This is a genomic window from Kushneria phyllosphaerae (assembly GCF_900312995.1).
In the GTDB taxonomy this organism is placed as follows: Bacteria; Pseudomonadota; Gammaproteobacteria; order Pseudomonadales; family Halomonadaceae; genus Kushneria; species Kushneria phyllosphaerae.
Window position 1 is genome coordinate 1119011 of sequence record NZ_ONZI01000001.1, and the last position, 18894, is coordinate 1137904.

Below are 18894 nucleotides of genomic sequence, written 5' to 3' on the forward strand. Positions count from 1 at the left end.
GCCCTTTTATCGAGCAGGTCGTTCAGCCATTCCGACCGAACAGTCCGTCTGAACGGGGGCTGAAAGGTGTCACGACAGCGCTGGCAATCTCGATGACCCGGGTCCAGGCTAAACTCGTTTGCCGGCAAACGAGTTGCCCGGCACTTCTGACAGACCCCACGATTTCAGAGCGCCTCAAGGCGCCACCATTGGCGGCTGGCACCGCCAATACCCCTATCGACCGTGATGATGCAGGGCGCAGCTGACTCCTTGCGTCCTGATGTAATGAGGAGTGATACATGAGTGATCACCATAAGGGTGACGGATCGGGCGTTGAAACCTTCGATGCCCGTTTCCCCTCAAGGCGACGTTTTCTCAAGACCATGGGCGCCTCCAGTCTGGCGGCCGCCACGGCGCCGGCCTGGGCGCAGATTGCCCAGGCCGGTCAACAACACAAGGCACCCACCGAGCCGCGCGATGATGGCGCGCCCGGCAAGGGTGAGCAGCAGATCCAGCTCACTGTCAACGGCGTGGCGCATACCTTGAACGTCAAGCCCAACGCCGTGCTGCTCGATGTGCTGCGCGACCGCCTTGAGCTGACCGGGACCAAAAAGGGCTGTGATCAGGGCCAGTGCGGCGCCTGTACGCTGCTGGTGAACGATACGGCGATCAACTCCTGCCTGTCGCTGGCGGTCTCTCACGACGGTGACAAGATCACCACCATCGAAGGGCTTTCCAACGGGGACGATCTGCATCCGGTACAGGCGGCCTTCTGGGCCCATGATGCCTACCAGTGCGGCTACTGCACATCGGGGCAGATCATGAGTGCCGTCGCCATTCTCAACGATGACAGCATCGGCAGCGATGACGCCTCGGTGCGTGAGGCGATGAGCGGCAACATCTGTCGCTGTGGCGCCTACAAGAACATTCTGGCCGCCGTTCAGGATGCCCGCGGCAAGATGCAGGGAGTGAGCTGATGCGCGAATTCGACTATGCGCGGGCCGACAGTCCCCGTCAGGCGGTATCGACCCATGGCGAGAGCGAGCAGGCCGCCTATCTGGCCGGGGGCACCACGCTGCTGGATCTGGTCAAGATCGACATCATGCGCCCGGATCAGGTGGTCGACATCAACCGGCTCGATCTCAACGAGATTGAAACGCTCGATGACGGTCGTACCCGCATTGGTGCGCTGGTGACCAACACGGCGCTGGCACGTCATGACCGGATCAAGAATGAGTACGCCGTGCTCAGCGAGGCGCTGTTGTCAGGCGCCACCACGCAGCTGCGCAACAAGGCCACCACTGCCGGCAACGTCATGCAACGCGTGCGTTGCCCATACTTTCGCGATGGCGTCTCAAGCTGCAACAAGCGCGAGCCGGGCTCGGGCTGTGCGGCGATCGAAGGTCATAATCGCAGCGTGCATGCGGTACTGGGCACCAGCGAGCACTGCATCGCCACCCACCCCTCCGACATGTGCGTGGCGATGGCCGCCATCGGCGCCACCGTGGCCGTGGAAGGGCCGGACGGCCAGCGCGAGATCGATTTTCTCGACTTTCACCTGCTGCCCGGTGATGCCCCCGAACGCGAGCATGCTTTGAAACCGGGCGAGCTGATCACCCACGTGACGCTGGATGCCCCGCTTGAGAACAGCCGATCACGCTATCTAAAGCTGCGCGACCGCGCCTCCTATCAGTTTGCGCTGGCCTCAAGCGCCGTGATCGTCACCCTCGATGGCGACACCATCACGGAGGCTCGAGTGGCGCTCGGCGGGGTAGGCACCAAACCCTGGCGCGCCCATGAGGCAGAGGCCGCCCTCAAGGGGCAAAAGGCTACCGAGGCGACTTTCCAGAAGGCTGCCGAAATCGCGATGCAGGGCGCCACGCCCTATGCGCATAACGCCTTCAAGATTCCGCTGGGCCAGCAGGCCATCGTGCGCAATCTCACTACCCTGACCGCGCAGGAAGACAGGAGAACGTCATGAGTGACAGCATCATTGGCGCAGGCCCTATTGGTTCCGGGCCCAGGCGCATCGACGGCCAGCGCAAGGTGACAGGCGCGGCACCCTACGCCGCCGATCATCATCCCGACAACATGGCCTATGGTTATGGGGTCTTCAGCACCATCGCTCGTGGCACCGTGACCGGGCTGGATCTGGACGCCGCGCGCCAGTCTCCGGGCGTGATCGATATCTTTCATCACGATCACTTCCCCGAGCTTCACCGCTCGCCGGCCTCCTTTGCCCAGGGCAATAAGGTCGAAGAGACCCGCCTGCCGTTCGAGGACAATCACATCTACTACGAGGGCCAGTTTGTGGCGCTGGTGGTCGCGGATACGTTTGAAAACGCTCGCGCCGCCGCGCGCAAAGTGAGCGTGAGCTACAAAAGCTCTGATGCCATCGCCAATCTCGATCAGGGCGTGAAGGCCCACGGCACAACCTCCGGCAGCGGCAATCACGAGCGTGGTGATGCGGCGGGGAATTTCGACGGCGCTGCCCACAGCATCGATGTGACCTACACCACGCCGGTGGAGACCCACAACCCGATGGAGATGCACGCCTCCGTGGCGAGCTGGGAGGGCGATCGCCTGACCATTTTCGAATCCTCCCAGGGCGTGGTGGTACAGCGCAACGCGCTCGCCAAAATCTTTGGCCTTCCCCCGTCGCACGTGCGGGTAGAGTCACCGTTTATCGGCTCTGGCTTTGGCTCAAAGCTCTGGATGTGGCCCCATGCGGTGGCGGCGTCTGCTGCTGCCCGCGAGATTGGCCGCCCGGTGCAGCTGGTGGTGCCGCGCCCGCAGATGTTCACTACCACCGGTCATCGCCCCGAGACACGCCAGCGTCTGAGGCTGGCCACCGACGAAAGCGGTCGGCTGGTATCGCTGCGTCACGAGTCGATCAACACGACGTCGTTTACCGACCAGTACGTCGAAACCTGCGGTAGCGTGACCAAAAGCCTCTATTCATGCCCGAATCTGCTGGTCAGTCATGAGACCACGCAGGTCAATCGCGGCACGCCGACCTCGATGCGGGCACCCGGTGCGGCGCCCGGGCTGTTTGCACTGGAATCCGCCATTGACGAAATGGCGCATGAGATCGGCGTCGATCCGCTCGAATTTCGCATGAACAACTATGCCGACCGCGACGAGAGTCTGGATCTCGACTTCTCCAGCAACCACATCCGCGAGGCCACCGAAAAGGCCGCCGAGAAGTTCGGCTGGCAGGATCGCAACCCGGAAGTCGGGTCAATGCGCGAGGGTCATGAAATTATCGGCTATGGCATGGCGGCCTGTAACTGGGAGGCGCTCAAGCGCGAGTGCGAGGCGCGGGTGTCGCTGCGCGCCGACGGTACGGCGTTTGTCACCTGCGCCACTCAGGACATCGGCACCGGCACCTACACCATCATTGCCCAGACCGTGAGCGAGCTGACCGGCCTGCCGCTTGAGAAGGTTACCGTGCGACTGGGTGATACCAGCTACCCTGCTGGCCCGGTCTCGGGGGGCTCCTGGGCTACGGCCACTACGCTGCCGGCCATCGCGGCGGCCACGCGCGAGGCCATCAAGGAACTCAAGGGCTACGCTACCAGCGAGAAGGGCGATTTCAAGGACGTCGACAGCGACAGCCTCACGTTTGAAAACGGCCAGCTGACACATGACGGGCAGCGCGTGGACTACGTTGACGTGCTCAAGGGCCAGCGGCTTGCCAGCGCTGACGGGCATGCGCACACCAAAGGCGCTGATGATAAATACTCCTATCGCTCCTTCGGTGCGCACTTTGTCGAGGTGCGCTGGGACCCGGGCATCTCGAACCTGCGTGTTGCCAGAGTGGTCAGCGCCATTGATGTCGGGCGCGTGATCAATTCGATGACCGCGCGCAACCAGGTAGAAGGGGCGATCGTGATGGGGCTGGGCATGGCCCATTTCGAGGCCACCGAGTATGACGCGCGCAATGGCCGACCGGTGAACAACAACTACGCCGAGTACGTGGTGCCGGTGCATGCTGACCAGCCGCCGGAGGTCGAGGTGATTTTGCTCGACTATCCTGATCTGGCGTTCAACGAATTCGGCGCTCGCGGTATCGGCGAGATCGGGATTACCGGCATGGCGGCGGCGGTGGCCAACGCGGTGCATCACGCCACCGGCAAGCGCATCCGGGATCTGCCAATCTTCAAGGAGAAGCTGATGGAAAACGTTCCCGACGTGCCGTCAGCGTAAGCCCTGTTCGGGCGACCTTGACGCCGGCGTCTCCTTCCGAGGCGCCGGCGTTTTGCCTGTTACGACCCCGATGGACTCGATTACCCGCACGGAAGCCTGTCATGCCCCTTAATCATCTGCGTCACCACGAACGTTTTGACTACCGCCCGATCACCGACCGGGATGATTTTCGCTGGCCCGGCGGGGCGAGCCTGGCCGTCTATGTGGGCGTCAATCTGGAACACTTTGCCTTCGGCGAAGGTCGTGGGCCCGGCATTGCCCCGCCTGCGCCGGAGGGTGAGCCGGACGTGCTCAACTACGCCTGGCGGGAGTACGGCAACCGCGTAGGTGCCTGGCGATTTCTCGAGATGCTGGAGGCGCTCGCCCTGCCGGCCGGTGTGATCGCCAACACCTCGATTCTCGATCACTGTCCCGAGCTGCTGGAGGCCTTCGTCGCCCGTGGCCACGAGCTGATTGGCCACGGCCATACCAACGCCGAGCGCCAGGGGCAGATGTCGCCGGCTGATGAGGCCGCGCTGATCGCGCGCAGTCGCGAGCGTCTGGCGGCCCACTTTGGCACGCCCCCCGAGGGCTGGCTCTCGCCGTGGATTTCGGAAAGCGATCGCACCCCGGATCTTTTGCAGGAAGCCGGCTTTACCTACACGCTCAACTGGGCGCACGACGACCGCCCCGTTACCATGCGCACCCGTCATGGCAGGCTGTTGTCGATCCCCTATCCGCAGGAATTGAACGACATTCCGACCATCTCGACCCATCGGGTCAGCATGAACGAGTTTGCCACCATGATGCGCGATCAGTTTCTTGAGCTGCTTGAGCAGTCCCGCCATCAGCCGCTGGTCATGGGCATTGCCCTGCATCCGTGGCTGACCGGGCAGCCCTTTCGACTGCGCCTGTTGCGCAAGGTGCTCAGCGACCTGGCCGGATATCGCGAGGCCGACGGCGTGTGGTGGACCACGCCCGGACAAATCGCCCGTCACGCGGTTCAACAAGGCGTTTAATACCAGGGAGTTCATCCATGAGTAAAAAGGCCACTTCACCGCGCGTTGCGATGATATCGGGCGCCAGTCGCGGCATCGGCGCCGCCATTGCCCGTCGCCTGAAAGAGGAGGGCTGGCAGCTGAGCCTGGGCGTACGCCGCCCGGAAGAGATCGATCCGTCACTGACCGGGGAGCACGTGCTGGTGCATCCCTATGACGCCGCCACCAATGCCTTTGATCAGGCCTGGGTGGAGGCCACGGTGGCACGCTTTGACCGCCTTGATGCCCTGGTCAACAACGCCGGCATCATGATCCCCAAAACGGTGATCGAGGCAGAAGATGCCGACATCGACGAGATATTCGACATTAACGTCAAGGCGCCGCTGCGGCTGGCGCGCGCCGCCTGGCCGCATTTGAAAGCGAGCGGCGCGGGGCGCGTGGTGTCAGTGGTATCGCTGTCCGGACACCGGGTCAAAAGCCCTCAATCGGGGCTTTACGCCATGAGCAAGTTTGCAGCACTGGCGCTGTCTCACGCGCTTCGAAAGGAGGGCTGGGAAGACGGCGTTCGGGCCACGGCGCTGTGCCCGGGACTGGTGGCCACCGATATGGGCGAGTCGGTCGGCAACATCGCCCCTGAGCAAATGACCCAGCCCGAGGATCTGGCCCGACTGGTGTCGATGGCGCTCAACATGCCCAATACGGCAAGCCTTGCCGAACTCAACGTCAATGCTTCTCTGGATGACTATTACTGAGCCTCTCGGCCACTGAGGCATCCGGCCGCGGTGTCTTTTCAGCTTGTGTCATCGCGGTGACAATGGCGCGTCGGGGCCGCGCGATGGCCCCGTCTTACCGAGACGACCCACCCGTGGAGAACAACATGAATGCCCTGAAACGCTGGATGGCGCCGCTTTTTTTAATCGCTCTGAGCGTCAGCACGCAGGCCCTGGCGCATGCGCATTTAAAGGAGGCCACGCCTGGTGAAAAGGCGAGCGTCTCTGCGCCGCACGAGATCAGCCTGACCTTCAGTGAAGGCCTTGAACTGCCGTTCAGCGGTGTGGATGTCGTGGGCACTGACGGTAACGCCGTCACTCTCGACGAGGCCCGACTGCAGGATGGCGGCAAGACCCTGGTGACGCCGATTAATGAGTCGCTGGAAAGCGGCAGCTATGACGTGCGCTGGCATGTGCTCTCGGTCGACGGCCACAAGACGCAGGGGCAGTATCGCTTTGACGTCACGCCGTGATCGAGCCGGCCATGGCGCTGCTGCTCGCGCGCCTTGTCTTTAATCTGAGCGCGCTGTTGCTCTGGGGCGGCAGCGTCTGTCTGTTGCTGGTCGCGGACCGATCGCTGCGCGTCGCGCTGTGGCAGCGCCTGCGCCCCTGGGGGCTGATCGCGGCCGGACTCTCCGGGCTTGCCACGCTCATCACCCTGCCAATACTGACCGCCTCGATCGGCAGCAGCTGGGAAGCGGGCTTCTCCCTGAAAATGCTGACGCTGGTGGTCACGAAGACCCTGGTAGGCCACGCCTGGTGCTGGCAGCTGGGGAGCCTGCTCGTGCTGACCCTGGTGCTTGTCGTGAGGGCGCTACGCCATCCTTCGGGGGTCGGTATTGCCTCGGCACTGATGCTCGCCACGCTGACCGTTTCAGGCCATACGGCGATGCATGAGGGCATGACAGGCACACTGCATCGGCTCAATGACTGGGGGCACCTGCTGGCCGGGGGGTTCTGGCTGGGCGCGCTGGTGCCGGTGCTACTGCTGCTGGGGTATTTGAGACAGCCTTCGATGCGCGCCGGCGCCACCCGGGCGCTGATCCGGTTTTCCAGTGTCGGTCATCTGGCGGTGGCCCTCGGGGTGCTGACCGGTGTCATTAACACCTGGCTGGTGGTCGGGGGGTGGCCACTGGCGCCGGACATGCTCTATCAGCGGGCGCTATGGCTCAAGGTGGCGCTGGTGGGGCTTTTGATGGTCATGGCGCTCTTTAATCGCTACCGGCTGGTCCCCCGGCTTTCCCGGGAAGCGGGGGCACTTGACAGGCTGCGGCGGGTCTCCATCGCGGAAATCATGATTCTGATTGGTGTGGTCGCGTTGGTGGGCTGGTTCGGCACACTTTCCCCCGGACATGGCTGACCTCATCGCTGCACACGCCGGGCGACGTGCGCAAACCAGTCCCACGAATTCAGTCCCAGGCGGGAAAGGGGTCACGAAGCCCGGCTGTGGCCTCTTTCAGGGGCACCTCGTGCGGTAATTCGATCAGGCAGCTTTCCAGTGCCGAGCGAATGGCATGTTCATCCATGTGCTGACCGATAAAGACCAGCTCGTTGCGGCGGTCGCCGTACTGCTCGTTCCAGTATTGCTTCATGACGTCGCGCCACTGCGGGTCATTCGGCCAGCGCTCTTCGGGCATGCCGGCCCACCAATAGCCGTAGCGCTTGGTGCGAATAAAGGCACCGGCCTGACTCATCATGCCGACATGCTCGGGGCGGGTCGCAAGCCAGAAAAGTCCCTTGGCGCGCACCACGCCTTTCCAGCATTCGCCATCCTTGATGAAAGCATCCAGGCGCTGCGGATCAAAGGGGCGGCGCGCGCGAAACACGAAGCTTTTGATGCCGTACTCTTCGGTTTCCGGCACATGGGCATTGAAATCGTTGAGCTCGCGATACCAGAGCGGGTGCTGATGCGAACGCTCGGGATCAAAAAGGCCGGTATCGAGCAGCCGGTCGATGGCCACGTCGGCGTAGTCGGTTTCAATCACGTTGGCGCCTCCGTTGAGGCTTTTGATGATGTCGCGCACCGCGACCTGGGTGGCAGGCTCGGCGTCGCTGATCTTGTTGATAATGATGCGATCGGCAAACTCGATCTGGTCCACCATCAGATCCACCAGGGTGCGCGTATCCGTCTCGCCATTGATCTCGCCGCGATCCTGCAAAAATTCGGTCGAGGCGTAATCCTTGAGTAGGCTGGCGGCGTCGACTACCGTGATCATGGCGTCGATGCGGGCCACATCGGACAGTGAAAATCCGGTCTCGTCGCGAAACTCAAACGTGGCCGCCACCGGCAGTGGCTCCGAGATGCCGGTGGATTCGATCACCAGTGCGTCATAACGGCCTTCCTGCGCCAGGCGTCTGACAGCCTCGATCAGGTCACCGCGCAGGGTGCAGCAGATGCAGCCATTGGTCATCTCCACCATGGTCTCTTCGGTACGCGACAGGTGCGCTTCGCCGCCGCGCACCAGATCGGCGTCGATATTGACTTCCGACATGTCGTTGACAATCACGGCCACCCGCCGGCCGTCGCGATTGGCCAGAATCCGGTTGAGCAGGGTGGTTTTGCCGGCCCCCAGAAAGCCCGAAAGGATGGTGACCGGAAGCCGGTTGCTGGAAGTAGGTATCGTCATTATTTTCTCGCAATGATATATCGTAACGTTAATAAAGGGCGTTGCGCCGCTCGAACCGGGGCGTCACAGGGGTGTGAACGTTATAGGGTCGTGAATGTTATAGAGCTGTGAACGTTCCGGATCAGCCGTCGAGAAAGTCGCCCAGGGTCATTTCAAGCGTCTGCCTGGGGATGTCGCGGGTAATAAACACCAGCCGCGAAAAGCGCTCGTCGCCCGGCCACGCCTCAAGCTCAACCGGCGGGTGAAAAAGATGCTGTACGCCATGAATGACCAGCGGCCGGTCGCGGCCCTCGATGTCCAGCATACCCTTGATGCGCAGCATATCGTGGCCCATAAGGCTGGTGATCAGCGACAGCCACGCCTCAAGCCGTGCGGCCTTGATCGGGCGTTCAAACACGAAGCAGTAAGCGCGGATATGGTCGTCGTGGCGGTTGGCATCAGGCAGCGGCGCTGCCGGCGACATGCCGGTCTGCACCTCGGCGCTGTCAACGCGGGCAAACAGCGCGCCGGCGGAGAGCGTGGGCGAATGCGCGGTGGCGGCGTTCGAGGCGGCTTCGCCCAGCCAGCGCTGAATATCGGCGCTGCGCACGTCCATATCTTCCGGCCCCAGGCCCAACAGGTCGTTGGCCTCGATGTGACCATGATCTAGCAGTCTTTGCGGTGCGCTTGGGTTGATTGCCGCCAGTCGCTGGCGCAGGGCATCCAGCTGCTCTTTTGAGGCCACATCCTGCTTGGTAATCAACAAGAGATCCGCCATCGCTGCCTGACGCAGCGCCTCGTCATGACGATCCAGGGTCGTGCTACCGCTGGCGGCATCCATGACGGTGACGATGCCGTCGAGCGCGTAGTGTCGCGCGACCTTCGCCTCACTCATCAGGGTATGCACGATGGGGGCGGGATCGGCAAGACCAGTGGTCTCGATGATCAGGCGATCAAACTGACGCTGCCCTTCGCGCGCAAAGCGCCACACCGCATCTTTCAGGGTCTGTGCCAGATCGGTGCGAATCGAACAGCAGATGCAGCCGTTGCTGAGCTCGATCTGTTCGCCGTCGGTGCTGGCGGTGAACAGCTGATGATCCAGCCCGATCTCCCCGAACTCGTTGATGATGACCAGCGCGCGCGACATGCTCGGCTGCTGCACCAGCTGATTAAGCAGCGTGGTCTTGCCGCTGCCCAGAAAGCCGGTCAACAGGGTGACCGGGATACGCCGTGCCTGCGGTGGAGAAGTGTCAAAATAAGACATGTCATTGCCTGAAAAGCGGTGGGCGGTTCTTGCCATGCGTCTATAATGTTACTTTATAACAATACGGTCAACTGCCTGCTGCCCGCCCGCGTCAGATGCTGGCTGACGTCTGCGGTGCCTGCGCGGCCGGAACGGGAAAGACCACGTCGTAGACCCAGTTGAAGACAAAGGCATAGACCACATAAAACAGCGCCAGCGAGGTGACCAGTGGTGCCGCCTCGGCAAGGGTTTGCCCCAGATACAGGGCGATCAGCGGCAGCAACACGCAGATCAGCCCCAGCTCAAAGCAGATGGCATGAAACACGCGCATGACGACGGTCTTGTGCACATGGCCGCGCAGGCGCTTGAGGGCATGATCCACCCCCAGGTTGTAGAGGTAGTTCCAGATCGTGGCGACCACGGCACTGATGACGCCGACCATGCCCATGTGGGTCGTGTCCAGCGAGAAGAGCAGGTGGCCCAAAGGGATGACGATCAAAAGGCCGATGATTTCGAACATCAGGGTGTGGCGAATACGGTCAAGGGTGGTACGCATGGTGTTGAGCTTCCGGTCAGTGTTACCACGCACTATCATTCATGAAAGTGCCAAACCCAAGTTGGAATCCATCTGTCTGGCAGATGGACTCCCGATCGATGCCCGGATGCCGAGCCCGTCATGACCCCGACCCTTGAACAGCTCAATGCCCTTGTCGCGACCGCCGACACAGGGTCCTTTTCCGCGGCCGCGCGGCGTCTTGGCAAGGCGCAGTCGCTGGTCAGTACCCATGTGGCCAATCTGGAGCTGGATCTGGGGCTGACGCTGTTTGATCGCCGCGCCCGCCTTCCGGTGCTGACCGCCAGTGGCGTGCGCATGGTGGCCGAGGCCCGAGGCGTCCTGGCCCAGCGCGAGCGCTTTCTGGGCGTGGCGCGGCGTCTTGAAGCCCACATCGAGCCACGTCTGAGCCTGGCCATCGACGAGTTCTACCCGGAGCATCTGATTGGTGCACTGATGCAGGATTTCGCCCATCAATACCCCAGCGTCGAGATCGAAATGCATTTCCCGCTGCTGGAGGATGTCGGGCGCATGCTGGAGTCGGGGCAGGCGGATCTGGGCGTCATCTGCCGTCCACAGCCCCTGTTCCCGGCGCTCGAGACCCGCCCGCTGGGGCGTGTGCCGCTGCGATTGGTGTGCGCTCAGAATCACCCGCTGGCCGAGGCGACCAGCGTGACGCCCGAGGCGTTGAGACAGCACCGTCAACTGATCGTGGCGACGCGCGGTCAGCCCGGATCGCGGCTAGCCGAGCGCGTGGGCGCGGACGTCTGGTGGGTCGAGAGCCACTTCGTGATGCTGGAGCTGGTCAAGCACGGGGTAGGCTGGACGCTGATGTCGGATCACGTGATTGCAGCCTCGCCGGCGCGTCCGTCACTGGTGACATTGACCGCCCCGGCGCTTGAGCGCTGGATCGCCCTGGAGCTGGGGTGGCATGCCAGCCGGGGGCTTGGGGTCGCTGGCAGCTGGCTGCGCGATCGTTTTCTGGCTCAGCCCCTGACGCCGCCGGTGCCGCTCAAGCGTGACTGAACGCGTCAGTAGGGTGTCAGGCGAAATCTTTCCGGAGGCATCAATCCCTCCAGGGTGCCGAGCTGGGCAAAATCCACCCGGCTCAAAATGTCATTCATGGTCCGTTCTTCGCGGTGCAGGTTGCGCACCACGCGCACGCGTTGCGGCTGGCCGCTGTCATCAAGCTCCATCACCCAGGCCAGAAAGCCGCCTGAAAACTTCACCAGACTGCCGATCGGATAAAAGCCGTGGCGCTGGATATAGCGTGTTATCCAGTGCTTATCGAACTGCTCGGGACGGTGATAGAGATGGCGATAGGCCTCGATGGCGGTTTTGCTTCGCCGGTCGCCACGCTTGCGCGTCATGGCATCCACGGTATCCACAACGGCCGCCATGCGCGCGATCGGAGACAGCGCCTCGCCCTTGAGCGCCTGCGGATAGCCGCTGCCATCCAGACGTTCGTTGATGGACTGGATCACGTCATGCTGCATGACCGGCGTCAGCCATTCGGCGCCCGCAAGTGCCTCCAGCAGTACGGGCACGTGGCGACGCAGGTGGTCGCGCTGACGGGTATCGAGCTGGCCCTCGATCGAGGGCAGCGCATCGTCCACCAGCATCATCTTGCCCATGTCATGTACCAGAGCGGCCACGACCGCATTGCGGGCATATGAGGCATGCTCGGGTTCGGCCTCGAGCAGGTCGCCCAGTCGTACGGCCACATTCAGCGAGTGCTGCACCCAGGCCGGTTCCCTGTGCAGGCAGTGCAGGGCGTAGAAAAGATTCTGGCGCTGTTTTTTCAACAGGGACAACAGGGTGTCCGCGCTGTCGAGCAGGCAGTGTGCCGGCAGCGGGCGCTGATTCTGCAGCGCCAGCAAAAAGATGTGCAGCTGCCGGGTCACTTCCAGCAGGGCAGCCACCATGGGGCCTTCCTGAGGCGTTTTCCGATGGCGCCTTGCACTGCGTTTGTAGCCCGGATCGTTTGAGGCATACAGCGGCGATGCAAAGCTCATGCGACCGCCCTCGCCGGTGCGGTAGGCCGCTTCCCGCTCGGTTTCATTGACCAGGTATGTCAGGCGCTGCTCCTGGGCGCGGTCTGTATGGACAAAGCTTACGCCGATGGCAGCGAAGTGTGACCGTCCGGCCGGATTGACGTGAAGAATCTGCGCCATCGCGGTGAACTGTTCGCCATCAGGGAAGGACAGCGCCAGCCCGGCGATAAATTCCTCTTCCTTGAGCGGCGCGCTGTCTGCCAGCGGCACTTCCAGCAGTGCCCCGCCAATGGAAATATTGCGCAGTCGGCCGGTGATGGGCGGCTGGTTTTCATACAGCGTAATACCGGCCTTGACCTGCATGCCCTTCAAAAGAAACACACGCCGGCTATTGCGCTTGGAGGTGGTATGAAGCGCTTTTGGCAGTGAACACTGAACCTCGATCCGATCGCTTTTGCGCGCCACCTCAAGTGCCACCATGGCCTCGAAATGCAGTGTCTCGCTATCGCCTTCGGCCTTGAGCGTCAGCGATTGATCGAGTACTTCTCTGGCTTCAAGGCTCTGGGCATCCAGCAGGGAGAGCGACAACACCCGACGCTCGTGATCCAGCCCGCGCAGCGTGACCGGCCAGAACACCGATGACTCGCCCACGCTGATGGACAGCGCATGGGTGTGATAGCTCAGAGTGTCGACGACCCCGGCAATATGATCGATATCGCGAATGGCGATCTGTGGCAGCTCTTCTGTCTCGATTGTTTCCATCAATGGCGCCTGCTCAGCGGATGTGGGCACGCGAGGGCGTGTCACAATTCAGGCAGTGCTATCGGCAAAACCTCCATTAAGTTAAGGATTTTAATAAGCATTATTTAATGTGGCGCTTCCTGGCGGATCGACGTTTTTATTGGCGTCACAGCCCTTTCCCTGAAAGATCAGTACTTTCCATATTGATGGGGCTTTGATCGCGGCGGCAGGCATAGCCGGTGCCAAACAGGGTGTTAGGGAGAAATCATCGTCAAGCGCTTATGCCTCGTCATAAATTAACCTATGTTTGTATGCTGACGGCCCTGTCAGGCCGCGTGCGACATTGCTGATATCGCCCTGATTCGATGGTTGTGCCGTCAGGCATTGTCGGGGCGAAGGGCCAGCGGAAGTCGAATCAACAAGGAAAGGACGGACAGCATGAGCGAAGAGATAAAGATCACTGGCAAATGCCCTTTCGCTGGCGACTCGGTGGGCGGTGCGGCCGGCTCCGAGCCGACCACCGACCACTGGTGGCCCAATCGCCTCAAGGTAGAGCTGCTGCATCAGGATCCCCGTGAGGCCAATCCCCATGACGAGGACTTCGACTACGCCGAAGCCTTCAGTCAACTGGATCTGGCCGAGGTCAAAAAGGACATCAAGGCGCTTTTGACCTCATCACAGGACTGGTGGCCGTCGGATTACGGCAACTACGGTCCGCAGATGATTCGCATGGCGTGGCACTCAGCCGGTACCTATCGCATCGCCGATGGTCGCGGGGGCGCCGGGGAAGCCATGCAGCGCTTCGCCCCGATCAACAGCTGGTGGGACAACGGCAACGTCGACAAGTCGAGGCGTCTGCTGTGGCCGATCAAGCAGAAATACGGCAACGCCATTTCCTGGGCAGACCTGATCGTGCTCACCGGCAACTGCTCGCTCGAGATCATGAACTTTCCGACCTTTGGCTTCGCCGGTGGTCGTATCGATGCCTGGGAGCCGGATAACCTGACCTACTGGGGTCCGGAATCCTGGTATGGCAAGAAAATCGAGGACGCCCCGCACGGTCCGTTCGAAGGTCATCCGGATCAGATGGTCAATCGCGACCTGCGCTGGACCGGGGAAGCCGGCGACGATAACTATGACCTCGAAGCGCCGCTGGCAGCATCGAATTCCAATCTGATCTACGTTGACCCGGAAGGCTCGGCCAAAAAGGGGATACCGGAAGATTCTGCAGCCGATATTCGCATTACCTTCGGCCGCATGGCCATGAATGACGAAGAGACCGTGGCGCTGATCGCCGGCGGTCACGCCTTCGGCAAGTCCCACGGCATGACGCCGCCGGATCAGATCGGTTTCGCACCCGAAGGCGCGCCGATGGAAGCCCAGGGCCTGGGCTGGCATAACCCGCGCGGCAAGGGCAATGCCGAAGACACCATGACCAACGGCATCGAGGGCTCCTGGACGCAGAATCCGATCCAGTGGGATAACAGCTACCTCGAAAACCTGTTCAACTTCGAGTGGGAGCAGACCCGAAGCCCCGCCGGTGCGCTGCAGTGGACGCCAGTCGACAAAAGCGCGCCGCGTACGCCGGATGCCCACCTTGAAGGCGTCGATCATCCGCTGATGATGATGACCTCCGACATCGCGCTGAAGGTTGATCCGTCCTATCGCGAAATCTGCGAGAAATTCCTCAACGACTTTGACTACTTCACCGACGCCTTCTCGCGTGCCTGGTACAAGCTGACCCATCGCGACATGGGTCCGAAAGCGCGCTATCTCGGCCCGGAAGTCCCGCAGGAAGAACTGCTCTGGCAGGACCCGATCCCCGCCGTCGACTTTGAACTGGTTGATGCCGGCGACATCGCCGAACTGAAGCGTCGCATTCTCGCAAGCGGCCTGAGCGTCTCTCAGCTGACCGCTGCGGCCTGGGGCTCAGCCTCGACCTTCCGTACCTCCGACAAGCGCGGCGGTGCCGATGGCGCCCGCATCCGTCTGGCGCCCATGAAGAGCTGGCCGGTCAACAATCCGGACGATCTGGCAAAAGTGCTTGGCGTACTGGAAGGCCTCAAGCGTGATTTTGACAGCGCCCAGACCGGCAGCAAGAAGGTCTCGCTGGCCGATCTGATCGTGCTGGGCGGCTGCGCCGCGGTTGAAAAGGCCGCCAGCGATGCCGGTGTCACTATCGAGGTGCCCTTTACGCCGGGACGCAATGACGCCACTGCCGAGCAGACCGACGAGCAGACCTTCCGCTGGCTTGAGCCGGTCTCTGACGGTTTCCGCAACTTCCACCGCGATGACATCAAGTACAACGTCTCGCCGGAGCAGATCTTTCTGGATCGTGCGGCCCTGCTGGGTCTGTCAGCGCCGGAATGGACCGCGCTGGTGGGTGGCCTGCGTGTGCTCGACGTCAATGCGAAGGGCGCCTATCAAAAGCACGGTGTCTTCACGGATCGTCCGGGTGTGTTGACCAACGACTTCTTTATCAACCTGACGGCACCCGAGTTTGAGTGGAAAAAGGTCGATTCCGAAGGGCTGGAGTTCACGCTCAACGATCGCAAATCAGGCGAGACGAAGTTCAAGGCGACACGTTGCGATCTGATCTTCGGCGCCAACTCCCAGCTGCGTCAGCTCAGTGAGTTCTACGCCCAGAAGGGCGGTCACGAGAAACTCGTTCGCGACTTCGTGGCGGCCTGGCACAAGGTGATGATGCACGACCGCTTCGACGTCTAATCGCGCCGTTCAGGCGAGATGAGGTCAAACGACACCCGGCGCCATGGCGCCGGGTGTTTTTTATGCTGCCATACAGACCGCTTAAAAACGGCAATAATAAAGGCGCTGCGTTTTTCGCAGGCGCCGTCAGTGGTTCAGATGGTTAAAAAATTACCCGGGGCGATGCCCGAGTCAGGAGAAAACACCATGCAGATACGCAGTGCTCTTGTTCTGGGCAGTTTTCTGGCCGTGGGCATGATCTGGGGCGGCAGCTATGTGGGCAAGGCCGCCGAGACCTGGCGCGATGCTGGACGTAGTGTGACCGTCAAAGGGCTTTCAGAGCGCGAAGTGCCGGCTGATATGGCGCTCTGGCCGCTTCATTATACCGTGACGGCCAACGATCTGGATGCGCTACAGCATGAGCTGACGGCACAGTCAACGCGTATCAGGGACTTCCTCACGCGCAGCGGATTCGATGCGAGCAGTATCACCGTGACCTCTCCGCAGGTCACCGACCGCTTCGCCAACCTTTATGGTGCCGATCGTCCCGATGAGCGCTATCAGGGAGAAGCAACGGTGCTTTTACGCACTCCGAAGGTCGATGGCGTCAAGCAGGCAATGCCCCGAACGGGAGAGCTGGTCAGTGAGGGCGTGGTGCTTTCGCCCAATTATGATTATCGCACCGAGTTTCTCTTTACCGGGCTTGATGCCCTGAAGCCCGAAATGATTGGAGAAGCCACGGCAGATGCCCGCAGTGCAGCGCAGCAGTTTGCCCGGGATGCCGACAGCCGTGTAGGCACCATCAAAAACGCAAGCCAGGGTTATTTTTCGATCGAGGATCTCGACAGCTACACCCCGGACATCAAACGAATACGGGTGGTAACCACGATCGATTACACTCTGGAAAAATGACGCGGGTCTTTCTGGCATGTCGGGCGGCCACGGCTAATCTTTCGAGACTCAGTGCCTGCCGGATATGTCTGCCCGAAGGGATGACATTAACCTCGCATACATCGTTGTAGTCGCTGCGTGGGCCGCCCACTGCCCGTTTGCTGCCGCAAAGTCAGCTCAAAAAGGCAATGAAAGAGCCGCCCGAATGGGCGGCTCGAAAAGAGATGCACGTGCGACCACGAACCTTGATGTCAGGCCGTCTCGTTTGGAGTCTCTGTGTCCAGACGCCGTTGGGCGCCGGGGGAGCGACAGGCCGCGGCGGTGAAGAGCACGTCGGTCGAGGAGTTGAGCGCGGTCTCCGTGGAGTCCTGCAGCACGCTGATAACAAAGCCAACGGCGACAATCTGCATCGCGACGTCAGCGGAAATGCCAAACAGGCTCGCCGCCATCGGAATCAGCAGTAGCGAGCCGCCGGCCACGCCGGAAACGCCACAGGCCGCCAGTGCCGAGACCACGCAGAGCAGAAATGCCGTCAGAAAATCGACGCCGAGACCGAGCGTGTTGGTTGCGGCCAGCGTCATCACGGTAATCGTGATCGCCGCCCCGGACATGTTGATCGTCGCGCCCAGCGGGATCGACACCGAGTAGGTATCGCGATGCAGGTCGAGACGTTCGCACAGCGCCATGTTGACCGGAATGTTGGCTGCACTGCTGCGGGTGAAAAAGGCAGTGATGGCGCTGCCCCGCAGGCAGGTAAAGACCAGCGGATAAGGGTTCTTGCGTGTATGGGCGAACACGATCAGCGGATTGGTCACCAGCGCCACGAACGCCATGCAGCCCAGCAGCACGGCCAGCAGGTGCGCGTAGTTGGCAAGTTCTCCCAGGCCGGTGTCGGCGAGCGTGTTGGCCACAAGCCCGAAGATGCCCAGCGGGGCGAAGCGGATGATAAAACGCACCAGTCCCGAGACTGCATTGGACAGATCCCCCAGCGCGGTGCGGGTGGTGTCGCTTGCCTGGCGCAGCAGCAGCCCCAGACCCACTGCCCAGGCGAGAATGCCGATGAAGTTGGCCTGGACCAGCGCATTGATAGGATTGTCGACGGCGCTAAGCGCAAGGTTGCGCAATACCTCGATGATATCGGAAGGCGGCGCGCCGTCGGCCGGCGGGGCATCGATCGCCAGCGTTGTCGGAAAGGCGAAGCTCGCCACGACCGCTACAAGCGCGGCGACCAGGGTGCCGACCAGATAGAGCCCGAGCACGCCGTGGACCTGCGTCGGCCGTCCGCGCTGATGCGCGGCGATCGCCGCCATGACCAGCACGAAGACCAGAATCGGCGCGATCGCCTTCAGGGCGTTGATAAAAAGATCACCGAGTATGGCAAGGGACTTCGCGATGCCTGGCGCCCAGAAGGCCAGCAGCGTGCCGGCGACGATGCCTATCAGGATCTGCGGAATCAGCCCCAGGCGGGGCAGGGATGAACGACGATCGGAACGGGCGGACATGGAGCTCTCTTGTAGGCCGAGACGTGGGAGGCACAAGCGTGACCGCGGGCGCCAGGGAAATCTCGGAGCGTCCGCGAAACGGCGCATTCTAGCACCGCCATGCCGGCCATACGCCATCGCTTCTGTCAGCGGCTTTAGTGGTATGGCCATCAAACGCTCGGCGCGCTCAACGGGTCGACATGGGGCGGGCGTCGTATGACGCCACTGTTTGCTGTCGCCCGGACAGCGCTATTTTTTCGTTGACCAGGTGCGCCCGCCCGGCGGGTTGGCGTCGCCGTCCTCACAGGTCATGCCGGAGCTTGAGTAGCTGCGCGAGCCGTCATTATGGCGGCAGACATTGGCATCGCCTTCGCTGACGCCATCATAGCCGTTGAGCCGGTAGCTGTCGGGCACGTAGTTGCTGCGCCAGTGTTCAAGCTGTTCGGGCGGCAGGATGACGCCCACGTCCACATCGCGAACGGGGTTGAAACGCTGCGGGTCGCGAATGCCAAAGGGCGGGTGGCGGGGGGGAAGCGGAGGGCGATAATCGAGATTGGGCCCGCGGCGATCAAGAATCACCGACTCTGCGGCCATCGCCGTGAGAGAGGTGCCTGCAAGCGTCACGAGGGTGACAAGACATGCCAGAAAACAGCCCGGTACGGCGGGCTTCATTGATCGGCGCTGCATGGCGTCTCTCCATGTACCTGACCCGCAAGGGAGCGGGCCTGAATGGCTCTATCGGCG

At 61.9% G+C, this 18894-nt stretch carries 16 protein-coding genes; 10 read left to right on the top strand and 6 right to left on the bottom strand.

What is annotated here, in order from left to right; all coding sequences use genetic code 11:
• Window positions 1-278 precede the first annotated feature (278 nt).
• The 7 genes from KSP9073_RS04985 to copD all read left to right on the top strand — a co-directional run bounded on the left by KSP9073_RS04985 (window position 279) and on the right by copD (window position 7295).
• On the top strand, window positions 279-956 hold the full coding sequence (locus tag KSP9073_RS04985) for a (2Fe-2S)-binding protein (RefSeq protein ID WP_108841789.1): 678 nt from the start codon (window positions 279-281) through the stop codon (window positions 954-956).
• Window positions 956-1960, top strand: coding sequence for an FAD binding domain-containing protein (locus tag KSP9073_RS04990; RefSeq protein ID WP_108841790.1), 1005 nt, complete (start codon window positions 956-958; stop codon window positions 1958-1960). Before KSP9073_RS04985 ends, KSP9073_RS04990 begins: the two co-directional genes overlap by 1 nt.
• Window positions 1957-4188, top strand: coding sequence for a xanthine dehydrogenase family protein molybdopterin-binding subunit (locus KSP9073_RS04995; RefSeq protein ID WP_108841791.1), 2232 nt, complete (start codon window positions 1957-1959; stop codon window positions 4186-4188). Before KSP9073_RS04990 ends, KSP9073_RS04995 begins: the two co-directional genes overlap by 4 nt.
• Before the next feature lie 101 nt (window positions 4189-4289).
• On the top strand, window positions 4290-5186 hold the full coding sequence (locus tag KSP9073_RS05000) for a polysaccharide deacetylase family protein (RefSeq protein ID WP_108841792.1): 897 nt from the start codon (window positions 4290-4292) through the stop codon (window positions 5184-5186).
• A gap of 17 nt (window positions 5187-5203) precedes the next feature.
• The gene (locus tag KSP9073_RS05005) at window positions 5204-5917 is read left to right on the top strand and encodes an SDR family NAD(P)-dependent oxidoreductase (RefSeq protein WP_108841793.1); all 714 of its coding nucleotides are present in this window, start codon (window positions 5204-5206) and stop codon (window positions 5915-5917) included.
• A 125-nt stretch (window positions 5918-6042) separates the two neighbouring features.
• Window positions 6043-6408 carry a copper homeostasis periplasmic binding protein CopC gene (gene copC / locus KSP9073_RS05010; RefSeq protein ID WP_108841794.1) on the top strand — a complete coding sequence of 122 codons (366 nt, stop codon included), beginning with the start codon at window positions 6043-6045 and terminating at the stop codon, window positions 6406-6408.
• A gap of 11 nt (window positions 6409-6419) precedes the next feature.
• Window positions 6420-7295, top strand: coding sequence for a copper homeostasis membrane protein CopD (gene copD / locus KSP9073_RS05015; RefSeq protein WP_133240991.1), 876 nt, complete (start codon window positions 6420-6422; stop codon window positions 7293-7295).
• A 49-nt stretch (window positions 7296-7344) separates the two neighbouring features.
• Here copD and KSP9073_RS05020 read toward each other — a convergent pair whose 3' ends face one another.
• From KSP9073_RS05020 to KSP9073_RS05030, 3 genes are all read right to left on the bottom strand, one after another.
• Window positions 7345-8562 (bottom strand): GTP-binding protein, encoded by a 1218-nt coding sequence (locus KSP9073_RS05020; RefSeq protein ID WP_108841796.1) that lies wholly within the window; start codon window positions 8560-8562, stop codon window positions 7345-7347.
• A gap of 121 nt (window positions 8563-8683) precedes the next feature.
• Window positions 8684-9805: a CobW family GTP-binding protein gene (locus KSP9073_RS05025; RefSeq protein ID WP_108841797.1), complete on the bottom strand. Its 1122-nt coding sequence runs from the start codon at window positions 9803-9805 to the stop codon at window positions 8684-8686.
• A gap of 91 nt (window positions 9806-9896) precedes the next feature.
• The gene (locus tag KSP9073_RS05030; protein WP_108841798.1) at window positions 9897-10340 is read right to left on the bottom strand and encodes a PACE efflux transporter; all 444 of its coding nucleotides are present in this window, start codon (window positions 10338-10340) and stop codon (window positions 9897-9899) included.
• Between the two features lie 120 nt (window positions 10341-10460).
• Here KSP9073_RS05030 and KSP9073_RS05035 point away from each other — a divergent pair, with 120 nt between their 5' ends.
• On the top strand, window positions 10461-11363 hold the full coding sequence (locus KSP9073_RS05035; RefSeq protein ID WP_108841799.1) for a LysR family transcriptional regulator: 903 nt from the start codon (window positions 10461-10463) through the stop codon (window positions 11361-11363).
• Window positions 11364-11368: 5 nt separating this feature from the next.
• On the opposite strand, the gene KSP9073_RS05040 is transcribed toward KSP9073_RS05035, so the two are convergent.
• Window positions 11369-13093: an HD domain-containing phosphohydrolase gene (locus KSP9073_RS05040; RefSeq protein ID WP_108841800.1), complete on the bottom strand. Its 1725-nt coding sequence runs from the start codon at window positions 13091-13093 to the stop codon at window positions 11369-11371.
• Window positions 13094-13510: 417 nt separating this feature from the next.
• Between KSP9073_RS05040 and katG the strand changes: the two genes are divergently transcribed.
• Together katG and KSP9073_RS05050 are read left to right on the top strand one after the other, a co-directional pair.
• Window positions 13511-15799 (top strand): catalase/peroxidase HPI, encoded by a 2289-nt coding sequence (gene katG / locus KSP9073_RS05045; RefSeq protein ID WP_108841801.1) that lies wholly within the window; start codon window positions 13511-13513, stop codon window positions 15797-15799.
• Window positions 15800-15985: 186 nt separating this feature from the next.
• Window positions 15986-16690 carry an SIMPL domain-containing protein gene (locus tag KSP9073_RS05050; protein WP_243409114.1) on the top strand — a complete coding sequence of 235 codons (705 nt, stop codon included), beginning with the start codon at window positions 15986-15988 and terminating at the stop codon, window positions 16688-16690.
• A gap of 230 nt (window positions 16691-16920) precedes the next feature.
• Here KSP9073_RS05050 and sstT read toward each other — a convergent pair whose 3' ends face one another.
• Both sstT and KSP9073_RS05060 read right to left on the bottom strand, forming a co-directional pair.
• Window positions 16921-18171, bottom strand: coding sequence for a serine/threonine transporter SstT (gene sstT, locus KSP9073_RS05055; RefSeq protein WP_108841803.1), 1251 nt, complete (start codon window positions 18169-18171; stop codon window positions 16921-16923).
• Between the two features lie 228 nt (window positions 18172-18399).
• Window positions 18400-18837, bottom strand: a complete 438-nt coding sequence (locus KSP9073_RS05060) for a hypothetical protein (protein WP_108841804.1) — start codon at window positions 18835-18837, stop codon at window positions 18400-18402.
• Window positions 18838-18894 lie beyond the last annotated feature (57 nt).

Bases quoted from the DNA above. Each gene is read 5' to 3' on its own strand.
- KSP9073_RS04985 (WP_108841789.1), top strand. From the start codon at position 279: ATGAGTGATCACCATAAGGGTGACGGATCGGGCGTTGAAACCTTCGAT.
- KSP9073_RS04990 (WP_108841790.1), top strand. From the start codon at position 956: ATGCGCGAATTCGACTATGCGCGGGCCGACAGTCCCCGTCAGGCGGTA.
- KSP9073_RS04995 (WP_108841791.1), top strand. From the start codon at position 1,957: ATGAGTGACAGCATCATTGGCGCAGGCCCTATTGGTTCCGGGCCCAGG.
- KSP9073_RS05000 (WP_108841792.1), top strand. From the start codon at position 4,290: ATGCCCCTTAATCATCTGCGTCACCACGAACGTTTTGACTACCGCCCG.
- KSP9073_RS05005 (WP_108841793.1), top strand. From the start codon at position 5,204: ATGAGTAAAAAGGCCACTTCACCGCGCGTTGCGATGATATCGGGCGCC.
- copC (WP_108841794.1), top strand. From the start codon at position 6,043: ATGAATGCCCTGAAACGCTGGATGGCGCCGCTTTTTTTAATCGCTCTG.
- copD (WP_133240991.1), top strand. From the start codon at position 6,420: ATGGCGCTGCTGCTCGCGCGCCTTGTCTTTAATCTGAGCGCGCTGTTG.
- KSP9073_RS05020 (WP_108841796.1), bottom strand. From the start codon at position 8,562: ATGACGATACCTACTTCCAGCAACCGGCTTCCGGTCACCATCCTTTCG.
- KSP9073_RS05025 (WP_108841797.1), bottom strand. From the start codon at position 9,805: ATGTCTTATTTTGACACTTCTCCACCGCAGGCACGGCGTATCCCGGTC.
- KSP9073_RS05030 (WP_108841798.1), bottom strand. From the start codon at position 10,340: ATGCGTACCACCCTTGACCGTATTCGCCACACCCTGATGTTCGAAATC.
- KSP9073_RS05035 (WP_108841799.1), top strand. From the start codon at position 10,461: ATGACCCCGACCCTTGAACAGCTCAATGCCCTTGTCGCGACCGCCGAC.
- KSP9073_RS05040 (WP_108841800.1), bottom strand. From the start codon at position 13,093: ATGGAAACAATCGAGACAGAAGAGCTGCCACAGATCGCCATTCGCGAT.
- katG (WP_108841801.1), top strand. From the start codon at position 13,511: ATGAGCGAAGAGATAAAGATCACTGGCAAATGCCCTTTCGCTGGCGAC.
- KSP9073_RS05050 (WP_243409114.1), top strand. From the start codon at position 15,986: ATGCAGATACGCAGTGCTCTTGTTCTGGGCAGTTTTCTGGCCGTGGGC.
- sstT (WP_108841803.1), bottom strand. From the start codon at position 18,171: ATGTCCGCCCGTTCCGATCGTCGTTCATCCCTGCCCCGCCTGGGGCTG.
- KSP9073_RS05060 (WP_108841804.1), bottom strand. From the start codon at position 18,837: ATGCAGCGCCGATCAATGAAGCCCGCCGTACCGGGCTGTTTTCTGGCA.